The 16,523-nt window shown below is 58.8% G+C and carries 15 protein-coding genes; 10 read left to right on the top strand and 5 right to left on the bottom strand.

Translation table 11 applies throughout. The annotated features are described in order from the left end of the window. Nucleotides 1-234 precede the first annotated feature (234 nt). The 4 genes from AB7M26_RS27770 to AB7M26_RS27755 all read left to right on the top strand — a co-directional run bounded on the left by AB7M26_RS27770 (nucleotide 235) and on the right by AB7M26_RS27755 (nucleotide 5,445). The gene (locus tag AB7M26_RS27770; RefSeq protein ID WP_123495840.1) at nucleotides 235-1,839 is read left to right on the top strand and encodes a tetratricopeptide repeat-containing response regulator; all 1,605 of its coding nucleotides are present in this window, start codon (nucleotides 235-237) and stop codon (nucleotides 1,837-1,839) included. After that, nucleotides 1,836-2,528, top strand: a complete 693-nt coding sequence (locus AB7M26_RS27765) for a sensor histidine kinase (RefSeq protein WP_123495843.1) — start codon at nucleotides 1,836-1,838, stop codon at nucleotides 2,526-2,528. Before AB7M26_RS27770 ends, AB7M26_RS27765 begins: the two co-directional genes overlap by 4 nt. A 221-nt stretch (nucleotides 2,529-2,749) precedes the next feature. Next, nucleotides 2,750-3,991: a glutamine synthetase family protein gene (locus tag AB7M26_RS27760; RefSeq protein WP_185022110.1), complete on the top strand. Its 1,242-nt coding sequence runs from the start codon at nucleotides 2,750-2,752 to the stop codon at nucleotides 3,989-3,991. A gap of 71 nt (nucleotides 3,992-4,062) precedes the next feature. Beyond that, on the top strand, nucleotides 4,063-5,445 hold the full coding sequence (locus tag AB7M26_RS27755) for an MFS transporter (protein WP_123495848.1): 1,383 nt from the start codon (nucleotides 4,063-4,065) through the stop codon (nucleotides 5,443-5,445). 62 nt (nucleotides 5,446-5,507) lie between these two features. Here AB7M26_RS27755 and AB7M26_RS27750 read toward each other — a convergent pair whose 3' ends face one another. The 4 genes from AB7M26_RS27750 to flgA form a co-directional block, all read right to left on the bottom strand. Then, entirely contained in the window at nucleotides 5,508-6,254 is a 747-nt protein-coding gene (locus AB7M26_RS27750; RefSeq protein ID WP_008071799.1) for a flagellar brake protein, read from the bottom strand. A gap of 88 nt (nucleotides 6,255-6,342) precedes the next feature. Then, the gene (locus AB7M26_RS27745; RefSeq protein WP_008071798.1) at nucleotides 6,343-6,810 is read right to left on the bottom strand and encodes a flagella synthesis protein FlgN; all 468 of its coding nucleotides are present in this window, start codon (nucleotides 6,808-6,810) and stop codon (nucleotides 6,343-6,345) included. A gap of 47 nt (nucleotides 6,811-6,857) precedes the next feature. Further along, on the bottom strand, nucleotides 6,858-7,184 hold the full coding sequence (flgM, locus tag AB7M26_RS27740; RefSeq protein WP_123495850.1) for a flagellar biosynthesis anti-sigma factor FlgM: 327 nt from the start codon (nucleotides 7,182-7,184) through the stop codon (nucleotides 6,858-6,860). A 168-nt stretch (nucleotides 7,185-7,352) separates the two neighbouring features. Beyond that, entirely contained in the window at nucleotides 7,353-8,114 is a 762-nt protein-coding gene (gene flgA / locus AB7M26_RS27735; protein WP_123495852.1) for a flagellar basal body P-ring formation chaperone FlgA, read from the bottom strand. Nucleotides 8,115-8,195: 81 nt separating this feature from the next. Here flgA and AB7M26_RS27730 point away from each other — a divergent pair, with 81 nt between their 5' ends. The 6 genes from AB7M26_RS27730 to flgE all read left to right on the top strand — a co-directional run bounded on the left by AB7M26_RS27730 (nucleotide 8,196) and on the right by flgE (nucleotide 13,188). Beyond that, on the top strand, nucleotides 8,196-9,128 hold the full coding sequence (locus tag AB7M26_RS27730) for a chemotaxis protein CheV (protein WP_123495854.1): 933 nt from the start codon (nucleotides 8,196-8,198) through the stop codon (nucleotides 9,126-9,128). Nucleotides 9,129-9,174: 46 nt separating this feature from the next. Next, nucleotides 9,175-10,002, top strand: a complete 828-nt coding sequence (gene cheR, locus AB7M26_RS27725) for a protein-glutamate O-methyltransferase CheR (RefSeq protein ID WP_008071786.1) — start codon at nucleotides 9,175-9,177, stop codon at nucleotides 10,000-10,002. A 282-nt stretch (nucleotides 10,003-10,284) separates the two neighbouring features. Next, entirely contained in the window at nucleotides 10,285-10,692 is a 408-nt protein-coding gene (flgB, locus tag AB7M26_RS27720; protein WP_095634357.1) for a flagellar basal body rod protein FlgB, read from the top strand. A 3-nt stretch (nucleotides 10,693-10,695) separates the two neighbouring features. Continuing rightward, on the top strand, nucleotides 10,696-11,139 hold the full coding sequence (gene flgC / locus AB7M26_RS27715) for a flagellar basal body rod protein FlgC (RefSeq protein WP_008071781.1): 444 nt from the start codon (nucleotides 10,696-10,698) through the stop codon (nucleotides 11,137-11,139). A 15-nt stretch (nucleotides 11,140-11,154) separates the two neighbouring features. Beyond that, entirely contained in the window at nucleotides 11,155-11,844 is a 690-nt protein-coding gene (gene flgD, locus AB7M26_RS27710; RefSeq protein ID WP_123495856.1) for a flagellar hook assembly protein FlgD, read from the top strand. Nucleotides 11,845-11,874: 30 nt separating this feature from the next. Further along, nucleotides 11,875-13,188: a flagellar hook protein FlgE gene (gene flgE, locus AB7M26_RS27705; RefSeq protein ID WP_123495858.1), complete on the top strand. Its 1,314-nt coding sequence runs from the start codon at nucleotides 11,875-11,877 to the stop codon at nucleotides 13,186-13,188. Between the two features lie 294 nt (nucleotides 13,189-13,482). Here the strand turns inward: flgE and AB7M26_RS27700 are convergent, their stop codons facing one another. After that, nucleotides 13,483-16,377, bottom strand: a complete 2,895-nt coding sequence (locus AB7M26_RS27700; RefSeq protein ID WP_123495860.1) for a ribonucleoside-diphosphate reductase subunit alpha — start codon at nucleotides 16,375-16,377, stop codon at nucleotides 13,483-13,485. Nucleotides 16,378-16,523: the final 146 nt, after the last annotated feature.

Genomic DNA, 16,523 nt, shown 5'->3' with positions numbered 1-16,523 from the left:
CGTGCGATTGCATTCCCGTCGCTTCAAGGGAACGCGACTACTGGCCGATAACCCGATCGGCTGTGTGAGTTTCGTCGCTGACGGTCGGCACGTGTGATCGCGGAATTGTGCGAAATCGCTTGATAGCCTATGGCCTCCCGCTATCATCTGCGCGCCCGAAAAACGGCCGCGACGCTGAGTTCATCCGTGTAACTGCCTTTAGGTTGTTCTTCTTAAATTGCCTGGAAATCTTCGATGCTGTCGTATCACCAAAAAAGCTTCCTGATCGTCGATGATTTCTCGGATTTCCGCAGTTCCGTCAGGTCCATGCTGCGGGAGCTGGGCGTCAAGGACGTGGACACCGCCGATACCGGTGAACAGGCGCTGCGCATGTGCTCGCAGAAGTCCTACGATTTCATCCTGCAGGATTTCCACCTGGGCGACGGCAAGAAGAACGGTCAACAGGTGCTTGAAGACCTGATGATCGAGAAGCTGATCAGCCATGAAAGCGTGTTTGTCATGGTCACTGCCGAAACCAGCCAGGCCATGGTACTCAGCGCACTGGAGCATGAGCCCGACGCTTACCTGACCAAGCCGTTCAACCGTTCGGGCCTGGCCCAGCGCCTGGAACGGCTGGAGCAGCGCAAAACGTTGCTCAAACCGATCCTGCAAGCCCTTGACCGGGGCAAACCGGTTGAAGTGCTCAATGCCTGCATTGCCCTGTGCAAACAGGACATTCGGTATTCGCCGCTGTGCCTGCGTTACCGCGCCGATGCGTTGCGCGATTTGAACCAGAACGAAGCGCTGGAGCGTCTCTATGACAGCATCATTGCTGATCGGCCTTTGCCATGGGCATTTGCCGGGTTGGGCCAGTTGCTGTTCAAGCGCGGCCAGGTCAGCCAGGCCAAAGGCATTTATGAAAAGGCCCTGAAAGTCTTTCCGATGATGCCGGCCCTCTACGACGGCATGGCCGATGTGCTGGTCGCCGAAGGGGACACCAAGGGAGCGCAGAGAGTCCTGGAAGAGGCTATTCGCCTGTCGCCGCTGGCGGTGCGCCGGCAAGCGTTGCTGGGCAAGCTGGCGATGGCCAACGAAGATTTCGACACCGCCTCCAGAGCCTATCGTCAGGCGGTGGCCCAAGGGGCACAGTCACGTTTCAAGGATGCGGAAAGCAACCTCGGCCTGGCCCATGCCTTGATCAGCAAGGGCAGTGAGAAAGGCCTGGACACCCGGACCCGCCTCGAAATCAACACCACGCTGAGTGCGGTGGCGAAGGAGAACCCTTCCGACCCCGGCCTGCAGATTCGTGCGCGCCTGATGAAAGCCACCAGCCTGTTGCTCAACGATGCCGAAACCGCCGAGAAGCTCACCGAGCAGGCGATGATGCGTCTCGATGGCATGGAGCAGTTCATGAGCGCCGAAGCGGCGCTGCTGGTGGCCAAGCAGCTGCAAATGTTGGGGCAGGCGAGTGCCGGCGCTTCGATGCTGAAAAACTGTGCGGAAATCTACGGCGACGATCCGACCGTGATGAAAGGCATCGCCAAACTGACCGACGACCCGACCATCCTCAACTCCGGCAACGCAGCCGCCGACCTTAACCGTCAGGGCGTGCGGGTGTACAAGACCGGGAACCTGGTGGAAGCCCGGGATGTATTCCGCAAAGCCCTGGCGTTGCAGCCGAAGAACATCAGTATTGCCCTGAACATGGCGCAGTCGCTGTTGCATGGCACTGACACCAGCGTGCCGTCGGCCGAACTGGAAGAATGCCGGGCCTGCCTGAAAACCGTCGGCCTGATGCCCGATACCGACGCGCGTTATCCGCGCTACCAGAAACTGAAAATCAAGGCGTTCGGCGAATGATCGACAGCGAACCGTCACTCGACTTTTCCACGGTGATTGCCTCCACCGTGCATGACATGAAGAACTCCCTGGCCATGCTGATGCAGGCGCACAGCCAATGGCTGGCGCGCTTGCCCGATCCCGAGCAACACACCCCGGAGCAGGGCGTGATCGACTTCGAGTTCGCCCACCTCAATGGCATGCTGGTGCAATTGCTGGGGCTGTACAAACTCGGTGTCAACCAGATGCCGTTGCAGCCGGCCTACCATGAGCTGGATGATTTCATCGAGGCGCAACTGGCGGCTCACCAGGAAGTGTTCGCCAGCCGCGGCATTATCGCGAGCTATGAAGTGGACCCGTTGAGCCCGCTGGGTTTCTTTGACCGGGAACTGATTGCCTCGGTACTCGCCAACTGCATCAACAATGCCATGCGTTACGCCCGCGATGCCTTGTTGATCAGCGTCAGCGATGAGGCCGGGCAACTGGTGCTGACCATCAATGACGATGGCGAGGGTTATCCGCCCGAGATGATCGAGCGTCAGGCCGATTACGTGCAGGGCATCAACCACAGCAGTGGCAGCACCGGCCTGGGCCTGTACTTTGCCGGACGGATTGCCGCCTTGCATCAGCGCAACGGCGTGGGCGGACGCACCGAAATCAGCAATGGCGGCCCGTTGGGCGGTGGCGTGTTCAGACTGTATCTCCCCTGAATCACACTTCTGTTCAAGGATTGCACCTTTTTGTTTGACGCTGCTTGATATTCCGAACAGCCGAAGCCTATTTTGTACGGGTCGCCGTTCGCGGCTCGTACAACAACAAGGATTGCGTCATGACAACCGATGGCCATCGTTCACTCGCGCAGCGATTGACGGGCATTGATGAGATTGAATGTGTCACGCCGGACCTGAACGGCGTACCACGCGGCAAGGTGATGACCGCCGAAGGATTTCTTGAAGGGCGGCGTTTGCAGATGGCGCGGGGAGTGCTGCTGCAATGCATCATGGGCGGTTATCCGCCGGCGCGCTTTTATGGCAGCGATGATGGCGATCTGGCGCTGGTGCCTGATCCCGCGCAGATCCACCGTTTGCCTTGGAGCCAGCAGCCTCGGGCGCTGGCCATTTGTGATGCGGACGAACTGACTGGCGAGAGCTCGCCGTTGTCGACCCGCGGCCAACTCAAGGCCGTGATCGCTCGATATGCCGCCCTCGGTCTGGCGCCGGTGGTGGCGACCGAGCTGGAGTTCTTCGTCTTTGCGCCCAACCCTGACCCGACGCATCCCTTCCAGCCGCCACTGGGCCTGGACGGTCGTCGCGAGGATGGTCATTCGGCGTTCAGCGTCAGTTCCAATAACGGCTTGCGGCCGTTCTTCAATGAAGTCTACGAATGCATGGCGGCGCTGGGTTTGCCGCGCGATACCTTCATGCACGAGATGGGTGTCAGCCAGTTCGAGATCAACCTGCTGCACGGTGATCCGCTACTGTTGGCCGACCAGACTTTGCTGTTCAAGCATCTGCTCAAAGAAGTGGCGCTCAAGCATGGCCTGACCGTGGTCTGCATGGCCAAGCCGTTGGCGCACACACCGGGCAGTTCGATGCATATTCATCAGAGCATCGTCGAGATCGACACCGGGCGTAACGTGTTCAGCGACAAGGCCGGCGAGCCGACCGCGACCTTCCGTCATTTCATCGGTGGCCAGCAGGCCGGTCTGGCGGATTTCACTGCGCTGTTTGCGCCGAACGTGAACTCCTATCAGCGCCTATGCCATCCTTTCGCATCGCCAAATAATGCCTGCTGGTCCCACGACAATCGCGCGGCCGGGCTGCGCATTCCGGCCAGTTCACCGGTCGCTCGTCGGGTCGAAAACCGCTTGCCGGGGGCCGATGCCAATCCGTATCTGGCGATCGCCGCGAGCCTGGCCGCGGGGTTGTATGGCATCGAGAACAAACTGGAGCCGAGCGAGCCGATCCAGGGTGAGTTCGTTGTGCCGGATAATCTTTCATTGCCGTGTACCTTGCATGCCGCTCTCGAACGTCTGAAACGTAGCCAATTGGCGAAGGAACTGTTCGGCAAGGAGTTCATCGAAGGCTACATCGCTTCGAAGACCATGGAGTTGACCAGCTTCTTTGATGAAATTACTCCCTGGGAACGGCGTGTTCTAGCAGCCCAGGCCTGACGACCCGTCGCCGTCGGGCTATCGTTTGTCGATAGCCCGATACTCACTGCAAGGAGCCGCTCGGAACGCCGATGCGCCAAATCTTGAAATCTTTTCGGGGGCTTTATTTCGCCTCGCTGATGATGTTGATCGGCTCGGGCCTGTTGAGTACTTACCTTGCCCTGCGCCTGGCGGCCGATAAAGTCGACAGCCTGTGGGTCGGTGCGTTGATGGCGGCCAACTATTTCGGCCTGGTGCTGGGTGGCAAGATCGGCCATCGGCTGATTGCCCGGGTCGGGCATATTCGAGCTTATTCAGCCTGCGCCGGGATCGTCGGCGCGGCAGTGCTGGGCCATGGCCTGGTGGACTGGCTGCCCGCGTGGCTGTTCCTGCGGGTGATCGTCGGCCTGGGCATGATGTGCCAGTATATGGTGATCGAAAGCTGGCTCAATGAGCAGGCAGAAGCCAATAAGCGTGGCGTGGTGTTCAGCGGCTACATGATCGCTTCGTACCTGGGGCTGGTGCTGGGTCAGCTGATTCTGGTCATGCACCCGGGCCTGGGCCTGGAACTGCTGATGCTGGTCGCACTGTGTTTCGCCCTGTGCCTGGTACCGGTGGCCCTGACGCGGCGGATTCACCCGGCGCCTTTGCACCCGGCGCCGATGGAACCACGCTTCTTCATCAAGCGTGTGCCGCAGTCGTTGAGCACGGTGTTGGGGTCGGGGTTGATCGTCGGTTCGTTCTACGGTCTGGCGCCGCTGTATGCCTCGCAGCAAGGATTGTCCACTGAACAGGTCGGTCTGTTCATGGGTAGCTGCATTTTTGCCGGCCTGGTGGTGCAGTGGCCGTTGGGTTGGCTGTCGGATCGCTATGACCGGGCGCTGTTGATCCGCTGTTTCGCGTTCAGCCTGGCGCTGGCTGCGTTGCCGCTGGCAATCATGCAGCAGGTGCCGCTGGAGGTGCTATTCATTGCCGGGTTCCTCTGCTCGTTGGTGCAGTTCTGCCTGTACCCGTTGGCGGTGGCGTTCTCCAACGACCACGTCGAGGGTGATCGCCGGGTGTCGCTGACGGCGATGCTGCTGGTGACTTATGGAGTCGGCGCGAGTATCGGACCGTTGGTGGCCGGGGTGTTGATGAAGCTGTTCGGCAGTCAGATGCTCTATGCCTTCTTCAGCTTCTTTGCGCTGGTGCTGGTGTGGCGAATTCGCCCGAAAGCGGTCACCAACCTGCATCAGGTGGACGATGCTCCGCTGCATCACGTGGCCATGCCGGACAGCATGTCGAGCTCGCCATTGGTCGCTTGCCTGGACCCGCGAGTCGATGAACAGGTAGTGCAGGATCAGATGCAGAACCCGGTCAACCCGGAGGCTGATTTCAATCCGGATGCCGAGCCGGAAACCGAAGCTGAAACAGATTCGGAACCCGAAGACCCTGACACAGGTCGCGAGCAAAGTTTTACCGAAGCGCGGCCTTGACCAAGGCATAAAAAACGGGCAGTCATCGCAAGGGACTGCCCGTTTTTTATGGGCGTGGCGTATCAGAAGTCGTCTTTATCGAAACGCCGCGCTTCGCGCTGAAGCTGATAGACGAACCGCTCGACCTGGCGCTGCACCAGGCCGCTCATGTTGTGAAAACGCACGCCGGCGAAGGTGGTGTTGATCTTTTCTTCGAAATGCAGGTAACGCAGTTCGACCGGTGCCGTCATGCTGCCGAAGGGCAGGGCAGCGACGAAACGGTCGTAGACCTGGCCCAGTTGCAGGCTAGCGGTGATGTCGCCCTCGAAGCGCAATTTGCAGCCGGTGGCGGAGATGTCCAGCAGTTTGCCGCTGATGGCCGATTTGAGTTTGTCGCCACCCAGATCGACGTTGACCAGTTGCGCCAGCTTCAACGCGGCGCGGAAAGCATTGCGGCGCTGGTGATAAACCACCTCATCGGGCAGCGCGCCACGGTAGCAGCGGCCATCGCCGGAGTCGTCGATGGTGAGCGGGCCATTGCTTTCCCAGGCGATGCGCACGCCGTCGTGGAAGCCTTCGACCTTGAACGGTTCGCCGGCCAGCAGAAAACGTTCGCCATCGCGCGGGATCATTTCGTCCAGGGCGATCATGTTGCTGTCACGATCGATGTCCACCAGATAACTCTGGAAGCGCTGGCTGCGCTCGTGGAACGTGATGATCAGCGGGTCATGGCTGTCTTGCAGCTGACGCAAATTGCCGGAGATTTCCAGGGGCGTAGTGAGCACCTTGGGTGGCTGCGGAGCATCTTCCGCGTTTAAGGCATTGAACACGGGGCATCAATCTCCAGACAAATATGACTACTGGCTAGCATTCTGCCAGCATGTTTCGCGTCTTGATAGAGCGTGCTCATTGAAAGGCTCAAGCCTGACTGAGCGGGCGTGGTTTTGCGAGTTTGGAGGTTGATCCGCGGGCATCGTAGAGCGCTGGCGGCTCGCCGCCGGTGAGGATTTTCAGCTGATTGGCCGTGGCGGCCTGCTGCACCAGAATCGACTGGCCATTGTTAACGTTGGCGGCCTGGCACTGGGCCAGGAGGTCGGTCAGCACATCGCTCTGTGCCAGCAACTGATCGCCAATGCTCGAATGGCTGGCAAGTTGCTCCAGTCCCTGGCGATTGGTCGGCAGGTTGAGGCTGGCGAGGATTTCACTGCGCTTGCGGCCATGCTGCTCAAGCAAAATGATCAATGCCTGTTTCTGCGCCAGAATCTCTTCGAGCAGTGGCATGTCGCGACCGTGCAGGGCGAGGGACTCGGTTTGCAGCAGCTCCAGCAAGTGTTGCGCCGGGGCAAAGTCGTCGATGATCAGTTGCAGTAAATTAGTGTCGTGCATGGCTGGCCTTGGGTTTTAAGCGTCCAAAAGCCTGGCGCGGCCGGGGCCTAGCGCTGGGCTTCGAAGTTGAGCAGTTTGCTGGCTACACGGTTGCTGTCGACTTTATAGCTGCCATCGGCAATCGCTGCTTTCAACTCGGCCACGCGGGCGTTGTCGACGGCAGGCTGATCGCGCAGCTTGTCAGTGACCTTCTGCAACTGTTGAGCCTCATTGCTGAGGTGTACCGATTCCCCGCTTTTGGTGGTACTGGCCTGTTCGGCCGGGGTATTCAGCGGCGCGGATTGGCCGGCTTCGGCGGTTTCCTTCGCGGCGCTGGTACGTGTACTGCCCGTAAGTGACGAGGAGCTGTTTAAACGACTGAAATCGATGACCATGACAAAAAACCTCTGGGTATTTGGACGCTTGCCATGTTTTCGGCTCTTCTTGTGAAAACTTTAGGCCCATTTATCAATGAGCGTGCATGCGCCAGCGTGTGTCCTGCATGCGGCACAGTTTAGGCAACAGCCCAGTGGCGCGCCATCTCTTCACAAACTAATGGCCGCTTACATGGAAACTTCCACCTGGCCGGGTGCGGTGACTTGCGCCTTGATGACCCGCTGGGAGTTGAGGTTTTTCACGCGAATCTGTTCGCTCATGCCGCCATTGGACAGCGCTTCACCCGGCATACGCACACTGAGCGTACCGCTGCGGGCGGTAATCACCACCTGATCGCCCTTGCGAATGACTTCCGCCTGTTCGAGATGCACCAAGGTAATCACCTGATCAGCGACCATTGGTCGGGTCAGTTTTTGTCCGATCGCTTGATCAACGGAAGTCAGAAAACCCTGATTTATCAGGCTGATATCGCGTTCACGAAGGGTCACGTCCTGAGGTTCGATAATCCCTGTGCGCTTGAGCGGACGAGTGGTGGTCACGATGTCGCGAAACAGCCGTACTTGAGCGGGTACGAAGACTGTCCAGGGGGAGGCACCGTCGCAGCGAACCTTGACCGTAACCCGGCCCAGAGGCCTCGCGGGGCTCTCAAGGGTGGCTGTCAATTCCTTGTCGCACATCGGCATGCGCAGGCGCGGATCGAGCTGGTTGACCTCGATTTCGTAGCGTCCTTGCGTTTGACTGGTGGCCAGATAGTCTTCTACGGTGAATTCAAGAAAGCCCTGAGTGACGCCGATAAGCATGTCAGGCAAGGTAACCGCGTCAGCAAGGGCAGGGCTGCCAGCGTTGAACAGGCAAACGGCCGACATCGCGCAGAGCAATCTGCGATACGTTGATGTCAAGCGTCGGGAAAATGTCGGTTCTGTGTTCATAAGAGTTAAAAAGCAAGCGCCGTGCCGTTTAGTGAAGAATGTGCGTCGCAACACACTTAGCGTTGGTGTAGGAGTCTGGGCATGGCTGGTGTAATGGATTCGGTGAACCAGCGCACGCAACTGGTGGGGCAGAATCGCCTTGAGCTGTTGTTGTTCCGTCTCGACGGCCAGCAGCTGTATGGGATCAACGTGTTCAAGGTTCGTGAGGTGCTGCAATGCCCCAAACTGACCCTGATGCCCAAGTCCAGTCCTGTCGTGTGCGGTGTGGCGAATATTCGGGGGGCGACCATTCCGATTCTGGATCTGGCGATGGCGACCGGCTCCGGAGCGCTCAAAGATCAAAGCAATCCCTTCGTGATCATCACGGAGTACAACACCAAGACTCAGGGTTTCCTGGTTCGATCGGTAGAGCGCATCGTCAACATGAACTGGGAGGAGATTCATCCGCCACCCAAGGGCACCGGGCGCGATCACTACCTGACGGCGGTGACTCGGGTCGACAATCAGTTGGTCGAAATCATCGACGTCGAGAAGGTGCTGGCGGAAGTGTCACCGACACCGGAAGCGATTTCGGTGGGCGTGGTGGATGTCGAGACTCAGCACAAGGCGTTGTCCTTGCGCGTGCTGACGGTCGATGACTCATCGGTGGCGCGCAAGCAAGTGACCCGTTGCCTGCAAACCGTCGGCGTCGAAGTGGTGGCGTTGAACGACGGCCGGCAAGCGCTGGATTACCTGCGCAAGCTGGTCGACGAGGGCAAGAAGCCGGAAGAAGAGTTCCTGATGATGATCTCCGACATCGAGATGCCGGAGATGGACGGGTACACCCTGACGGCCGAGATCCGCAACGACCCACGCATGCAAAAGCTGCATATCATCCTGCATACTTCGTTGTCGGGTGTGTTCAATCAGGCGATGGTCAAGAAGGTCGGGGCCGATGACTTCCTGGCCAAATTCCGTCCTGATGACCTGGCATCCCGGGTAGTCGACCGGATCAAAGCAGCAGATAACAGCTAGGGGCCTTCTGTCCCTGGCGGTCAAAACGATTTAAGAGGCGGCATCTTTGTCTACGGGTAATTTGGATTTCGAACAGTTCCGGGTCTTCCTGGAAAAAGCCTGTGGCATTTTGCTCGGTGAAAACAAGCAATACCTGGTCTCGAGCCGTCTCAACAAACTGATGGAGCAGCAGGGCATCAAATCATTGGGTGAGCTGGTTCAGCGCATCCAGACCCAGCCGCGCAGTGGTTTGCGCGAGATGGTGGTGGATGCCATGACCACCAACGAAACCCTGTGGTTTCGTGACACCTATCCGTTTGAAGTCTTGAAGAACAAGGTCTTGCCTGCAGCGATCAAGGCAAGCCCCGGCCAGCGCCTGCGGATCTGGTCGGCGGCGTGTTCGTCGGGTCAGGAACCGTATTCGCTGTCGATGTCCATCGATGAGTTCGAACGGGTCAACATGGGTCAGTTGAAGATGGGCGTGCAGATCGTTGCCACTGACTTGTCCGGCACCATGCTGACCAACTGCAAGACCGGCGAGTACGACAGCCTGGCCATCGGCCGCGGTCTGTCGCCCGAGCGCCTTCAGCGTTACTTCGACCCGAAAGGGCCGGGACGTTGGGCGATCAAGGCGCCGATCAAGAGTCGGGTGGAATTTCGCTCGTTCAACCTGCTGGACAGCTACGCGAGCCTGGGCAAGTTCGACATCGTGTTCTGCCGCAACGTGCTGATCTACTTCTCCGCCGAGGTGAAGAAAGACATCCTGTTGCGCATCCACAGCACGCTGAAGCCGGGCGGTTATCTGTTCCTTGGTGCGTCCGAGGCGCTGAACGGTTTGCCGGACCATTACCAGATGGTCCAGTGCAGTCCGGGGATCATTTATCAGGCGAAGTGATTCGTTGACGGCATAAAAAAACGGGAGTCCTCAGGGGCTCCCGTTTTTTTGTGCCTGTAATTATCTCTAAAAATCACCACAACCCCTGTGGGAGCGGGTGGTGTTCTTCCGACTGTGGGAAAGCGGCAGAAAAGCGGCAGGCGGCGGAAATCGGTTGCCGCTTTTCTGGCATTGCCGGCTTGCCACCGCGCGCAAAGCCCCGGTTTACGGGATTTTTTGAATTGGCACGGCGCTTGCTATGTCCCTGTTACGAAAAATCAGGTCACCCGAAGGTTTCCCGACATGAGCATCAGCTTCGATAAAGCGCTCGGTATCCATGAACAAGCCCTGGGCTTCCGCGCTCAGCGTGCCGAAGTCCTGGCCAACAACATCGCCAACGCCGACACCCCGAACTACAAGGCTCGGGATCTGGACTTCTCGAAAGTGCTCGCCGAGCAGAACGAGAAAACCAAAAACGGCAAGTTCGCCTTGAACATGACCAACAGCCGTCACATCGAAGCTGAAGGCATGGGCAATGGCGACGAGTCGCTGATGTATCGCACGCCGATGCAACCGTCGATCGACCAGAACACCGTAGACGCCCAACTGGAACAGTCGAACTACGCCGAAAACGCGGTCAACTTCCAGGCCAGCTTCACCCTGCTCAACAGTAAATTCAAAGGGCTGGTATCAGCCCTGCGTGGAGAGTAAGTCATGTCCCTTGCCAGTGTTTTCAACATTGCCGGTAGCGGCATGAGTGCCCAGACCACTCGCTTGAACACCGTCGCCTCGAACATCGCCAACGCCGAGACCGTCTCGTCGAGCATCGACCAGACCTACCGTGCCCGCCACCCGGTATTCGCCACCATGTTCCAGGGCGGCCAGAGCGGCGGCAGCGATTCGCTGTTCCAGAACCAGGACGCTGCCGGTCAAGGCGTGCAAGTGCTGGGCGTGGTCGAAGACCAGAGCAACCTTGAAGCGCGCTACGAGCCGAACCATCCGGCTGCCGATGGCAAGGGCTACGTCTACTACCCGAACGTCAACGTCGTCGAAGAAATGGCCGACATGATTTCCGCGAGCCGTTCGTTCCAGACCAACGCCGAAATGATGAACACCGCCAAAACCATGATGCAGAAGGTCCTGACCCTCGGTCAGTGATAAGGGGCGATTCATATGAGCGTTATCAGCGATGTTCTGGCCAACTCCTCGGTCCAGACCCCGACCAACAAAGACAGCCTGACCTCCGCCGCTACCGGCGGCCAGGAGCTGGGCAAGGACGCGTTCCTGCAACTGTTGGTGACTCAGCTGAAAAACCAGAACCCGCTCGATCCTCAGGATAACAGCGAGTTCGTGGCACAGTTGGCGCAGTTCAGTAGCCTGGAAGGTATCACCACGCTGAACGATACGGTCAGCGGCCTTGCCAGCAGCTACAGCTCCTCGCAAGCTTTGCAGGCTTCTTCGCTGGTGGGGCGCTCCGTCATTGCGCAGACCGACAAAACCATGGTCGACACTTCCAAGAGCCTCAACGGTACCGTCGTGGTGCCCACCTCGGTTTCCGCCGCCACCGTCAAGATCACCAACTCGGAAGGCAAGACTATCCGTACGCTCGAGTTGGGCAGTCAAAGTGCCGGTAACGCCAGTTTTATCTGGGACGGCAAGGACGATGCAGGCGCGGTGGCACCGGCGGGTACTTACACCTTCGGCGCAACGGCCACCATCGACAGCAAGGCGACATCGCTGATTACCTATCTGCCAGCGACCGTTAACAGCGTGACCATCAGCCAGACCGGCGGTGAGTTGATGCTGAACCTGGCAGGCATGGGCAGCGTTGCCCTGTCCAAAGTACAAACCATTGGTATATAGAGCCGACTAACACGGCACAAGGAGTGGAATATGTCTTTCAATATCGGCCTTAGCGGTCTCTATGCAGCCAACAAACAACTGGACGTGACCGGCAACAACATCGCCAACGTCGCGACCACCGGTTTCAAATCCTCCCGTGCAGAATTCGAAGACGTGTACTCGGCCACTCGCCTGGGTACCGGCAGCAAGACCGTCGGCAACGGCGTGCGCCTGGCCAACGTGTCCCAGCAGTTCGGCCAGGGCGACGTGAACAACACCGGCAACGTGCTGGACATGGGCATCCAGGGCAACGGCTTCTTCATCCTCAGCGACAACGGCTCCCTGAGCTACACCCGTGCCGGTGCGTTCAAGACTGATGCTGAAAACTATGTGGTTGATAACAACGGCAACCGTTTGCAGGGTTATGGTGTTGATGCCAACGGCAAGATCATCAACGGTGTGTTGACTGACTTGAAGATTGATACGTCGAGCCTCAAGCCAAACCCGACCACCAAAGTCGATCAGACGATGAACCTGAACTCGGCGGAAACATTACCGACCGTGGCCACGTTCAGCCCGACCGATACCAACAGCTATAACAAGACCATTTCCACCAAGGTCTACGATAGCCAGGGTAACGAGCACACCATGGATCAGTACTACGTGAAAACGGGTACCAACGCCTGGCGTGTCCACACCTACATGGATGGTCGTTCCCCGGCCAACCCTGCTACCACGCCACCAGTGGCGATTACCGCCGACATCACTTTCAACTCCGATGGCAGCATCAATACGCTGACGGCGGGTGCTGGCTGGACCAAGACCGGCAACACGTTGACCATGACCGGTTGGGTGCCAGGTACCATTACCAACGCCGCAACGACTCCTGTGACCTGGGGGCCGAACGGTTCTGTCGCTGCCACTGGCGGTATCGCGTTCAACATGGCGCTGACCACTTCTTACAACTCGCCAACCGCTCGTACCGCCCAGTTCCAGGATGGTTACGCCACCGGCCAGATCTCCAGCCTGACGATCGACGCCACCGGCGTCATGACCGCCAACTTCAGCAACCAGCAAACCAAGGCCATCGGCCAGGTTGCAGTCGCCAGCTTCGCTAACGAGCAAGGCTTGCAGCCGATCGGTGGTACCCGCTGGAAAGAAACCTTCGCCTCGGGCGTGGCGGGTGTCGATGCGCCGACAACCGGCACTCTGGGTTCGGTCGTGTCCAACTCCCTGGAAGAGTCCAACGTCAACCTGACCAATGAATTGGTCGAGCTGATCAAGGCCCAGAGCAACTACCAGGCAAACGCCAAGACCATCTCCACCCAGAGCACCATCATGCAGACCATCATTCAGATGACCTGATGCTTGATAGTGCTGCATAAAGAACCCCTCGCAGGAGGGGTTTTTTTATGGCTTGGTTTTTTGTCGGGAGTTGAGGTTTTGGTTGTTTGTGCCGGCCTCTTCGCGGGCAAGCCTCGCTCCCACAGGATATACGTCGCCCATATGATCAACGTATATCCTGTAGGAGCGAGGCTTGCCCGCGAAGGCGTCAGATCGGCCACCACATTCCTCAAGGCAAAAGAAAACCCCCGACCAATCCAGAGGACTGATCGGGGGTTATCGAGGTAAGCGCCTTTCAGCGCTCACCCGCTCAGCTTATTGGCAAGCTTCGCAATCCGGCTCGTCGATGGCGCACGCCTTCGGCACTGGAGCGGGGCCGGCAGGGGCTGCCAGGACCGAGTCGTCGCCGTGGTTGCCGCCGCTGGAAACAGCGTTCAGCTTACCGGTGTTGATGGTCGACTTCTCGGTGCTGGTCGCGGCCAGGGCACGGAGGTAGTAGGTGGTTTTCAGACCACGGTACCAGGCCATGCGGTAGGTCACGTCCAGCTTCTTGCCCGATGCGCCGGCGATGTACAGGTTCAGGGACTGAGCCTGGTCGATCCACTTCTGACGACGGCTGGCCGCGTCAACGATCCACTTGGTGTCCACTTCGAACGCGGTGGCGTAGAGCTCTTTGAGTTCTTGCGGGATGCGCTCGATCTGCTGCACCGAACCGTCGTAGTACTTCAGGTCGTTGATCATGACCGAGTCCCACAGACCGCGAGCCTTCAGGTCGCGAACCAGGTACGGGTTGATCACGGTGAATTCGCCCGACAGGTTCGATTTCACGTAGAGGTTCTGGTAGGTCGGTTCGATCGACTGCGACACGCCAGTGATGTTGGCGATGGTCGCGGTTGGTGCGATGGCCATGATGTTGGAGTTACGAATGCCTTTCTGCACACGGGCGCGAACCGGTGCCCAGTCCAGGGATTCGTTCAGGTCGACATCGATGTACTTCTGGCCACGCTGTTCGATCAGGATCTGTTGCGAATCCAGCGGCAGGATGCCTTTGGACCACAGCGAACCCTGGAACGTCTCGTAGGCGCCGCGCTCGTCGGCCAGGTCGCAGGACGCCTGGATCGCGTAGTAGCTGACCGCTTCCATCGACTTGTCGGCGAACTCGACGGCAGCGTCGGAACCGTAAGGGATGTGCTGCAGGTACAAAGCGTCCTGGAAGCCCATGATGCCCAGACCGACCGGACGGTGCTTGAAGTTGGAGTTCTTCGCTTGTGGCACCGAGTAGTAGTTGATGTCGATAACGTTATCGAGCATGCGAACGGCGGTGTTCACGGTGCGTTCCAGCTTGGCGGTGTCCAGCTTGCCGTTGGTGATGTGGTTCGGCAGGTTGATCGAGCCCAGGTTGCAAACGGCGATCTCGTCCTTGTTGGTGTTCAAGGTGATCTCGGTGCACAGGTTCGAGCTGTGAACCACGCCCACGTGCTGCTGCGGGCTGCGCAGGTTGCACGGGTCTTTGAAGGTCAGCCATGGGTGGCCGGTTTCAAACAGCATGGACAGCATTTTGCGCCACAGGTCTTTGGCCTGGATGGTCTTGAACAGCTTGATCTTGCCTGGGTACTGGGACAGGGCTTCGTAGTACTCGTAACGCTCTTCGAAGGCCTTGCCGGTCAGGTCGTGCAGATCCGGCACTTCGGATGGCGAGAACAGGGTCCACGGGCCGTCATCGAAGACGCGCTTCATGAACAGGTCAGGGATCCAGTTGGCGGTGTTCATGTCGTGGGTACGACGACGGTCATCACCGGTGTTCTTGCGCAGCTCGATGAACTCTTCGATGTCCATGTGCCAGGTTTCCAGGTAGGCACACACAGCGCCTTTGCGCTTGCCACCCTGGTTAACGGCGACGGCGGTGTCGTTCACCACTTTCAGGAACGGTACAACGCCCTGGGATTTGCCGTTGGTGCCCTTGATGTACGAGCCCAGTGCACGAACCGGCGTCCAGTCGTTGCCCAGGCCGCCAGCGAATTTCGACAGCATGGCGTTGTCGTGGATCGCGTGGTAGATGCCCGACAGGTCATCCGGCACGGTGGTCAGGTAGCAGCTCGACAGCTGTGGACGCAGGGTACCGGCGTTGAACAGGGTCGGGGTCGACGACATGTAGTCGAAGGACGACAACAGGTTGTAGAACTCGATCGCACGGTCTTCTTTGTTCTTCTCTTCGATTGCCAGGCCCATGGCCACGCGCATGAAGAAAATCTGCGGCAGTTCGAAACGCACGCCATCCTTGTGGATGAAGTAACGGTCGTACAGGGTTTGCAGGCCCAGGTACGTGAACTGCTGATCGCGCTCGTGGTTGATTGCCTTGCCGAGTTTTTCCAGGTCGAAGGACGCCAGAACCGGGTTCAGCAATTCGAATTCGATACCTTTGGCGATATACGCCGGCAGTGCCTTGGCGTACAGATCGACCATTTCGTGGTGAGTCGCGCTCTCGGCGACGCCCAGGAAGTTCAGGCCTTCGGCACGCAGGGTGTCCATCAGCAGGCGGGCGGTCACGAACGAGTAGTTCGGCTCACGCTCGACCAGCGTACGGGCAGTCATCACCAGAGCGGTGTTGACGTCGGTCAGGGCCACGCCGTCGTACAGGTTCTTCAGGGTCTCGCGCTGGATCAGGTCGCCGTCGACTTCTTCCAGGCCTTCGCACGCTTCAGTGACGATGGTGTTCAGGCGACCCATGTCCAGAGGTGCAAGGCTGCCATCGGCGCGGGTGATGCGGATCGACGGGTGAGCCTGTACCGCGTCCTCGGCAGGGGCGCGTACAGCGCGTTCCTTGGAACGGGCGTCGCGGTAGATCACGTAGTCGCGCGCCACTTTCTGCTCGCCGGCACGCATCAGGGCCAGTTCGACCTGGTCCTGGATTTCTTCGATGTGGATGGTGCCGCCCGATGGCATGCGACGCTTGAAGGTGGCGGTGACTTGTTCGGTCAGGCGGGCAACGGTGTCGTGGATGCGCGACGAAGCGGCAGCGGTGCCGCCTTCAACTGCAAGAAACGCTTTGGTGATGGCGACGGTGATTTTGTCATCGGTGTAAGGAACGACAGTCCCGTTTCGCTTGATCACGCGCAGCTGGCCAGGCGCGGTGGCGGACAGATCCGAATTCGAATCGGCGGCCTGCGGCAAGGTACCCTGCGGGTTCTCGCGAGTTGTGTCGGTTTGCATGGGGGGTTGTCTCCACATTCTCTATGTTTGTTTGGGCACCATCACGGTGCCCACCGTTCTGTCCTGAAGCACTACAACCGACGTGGCGTCGGGCATAACAACTTCGGGACAGTAGGAAAAAGGCTAATGATGCCGCTTCCTTGCCG

It is taken from the genome of Pseudomonas sp. F-14 TE3482 (genome assembly GCF_053629455.1).
This window is presented reverse-complemented; position numbering and strand designations above follow the sequence as displayed.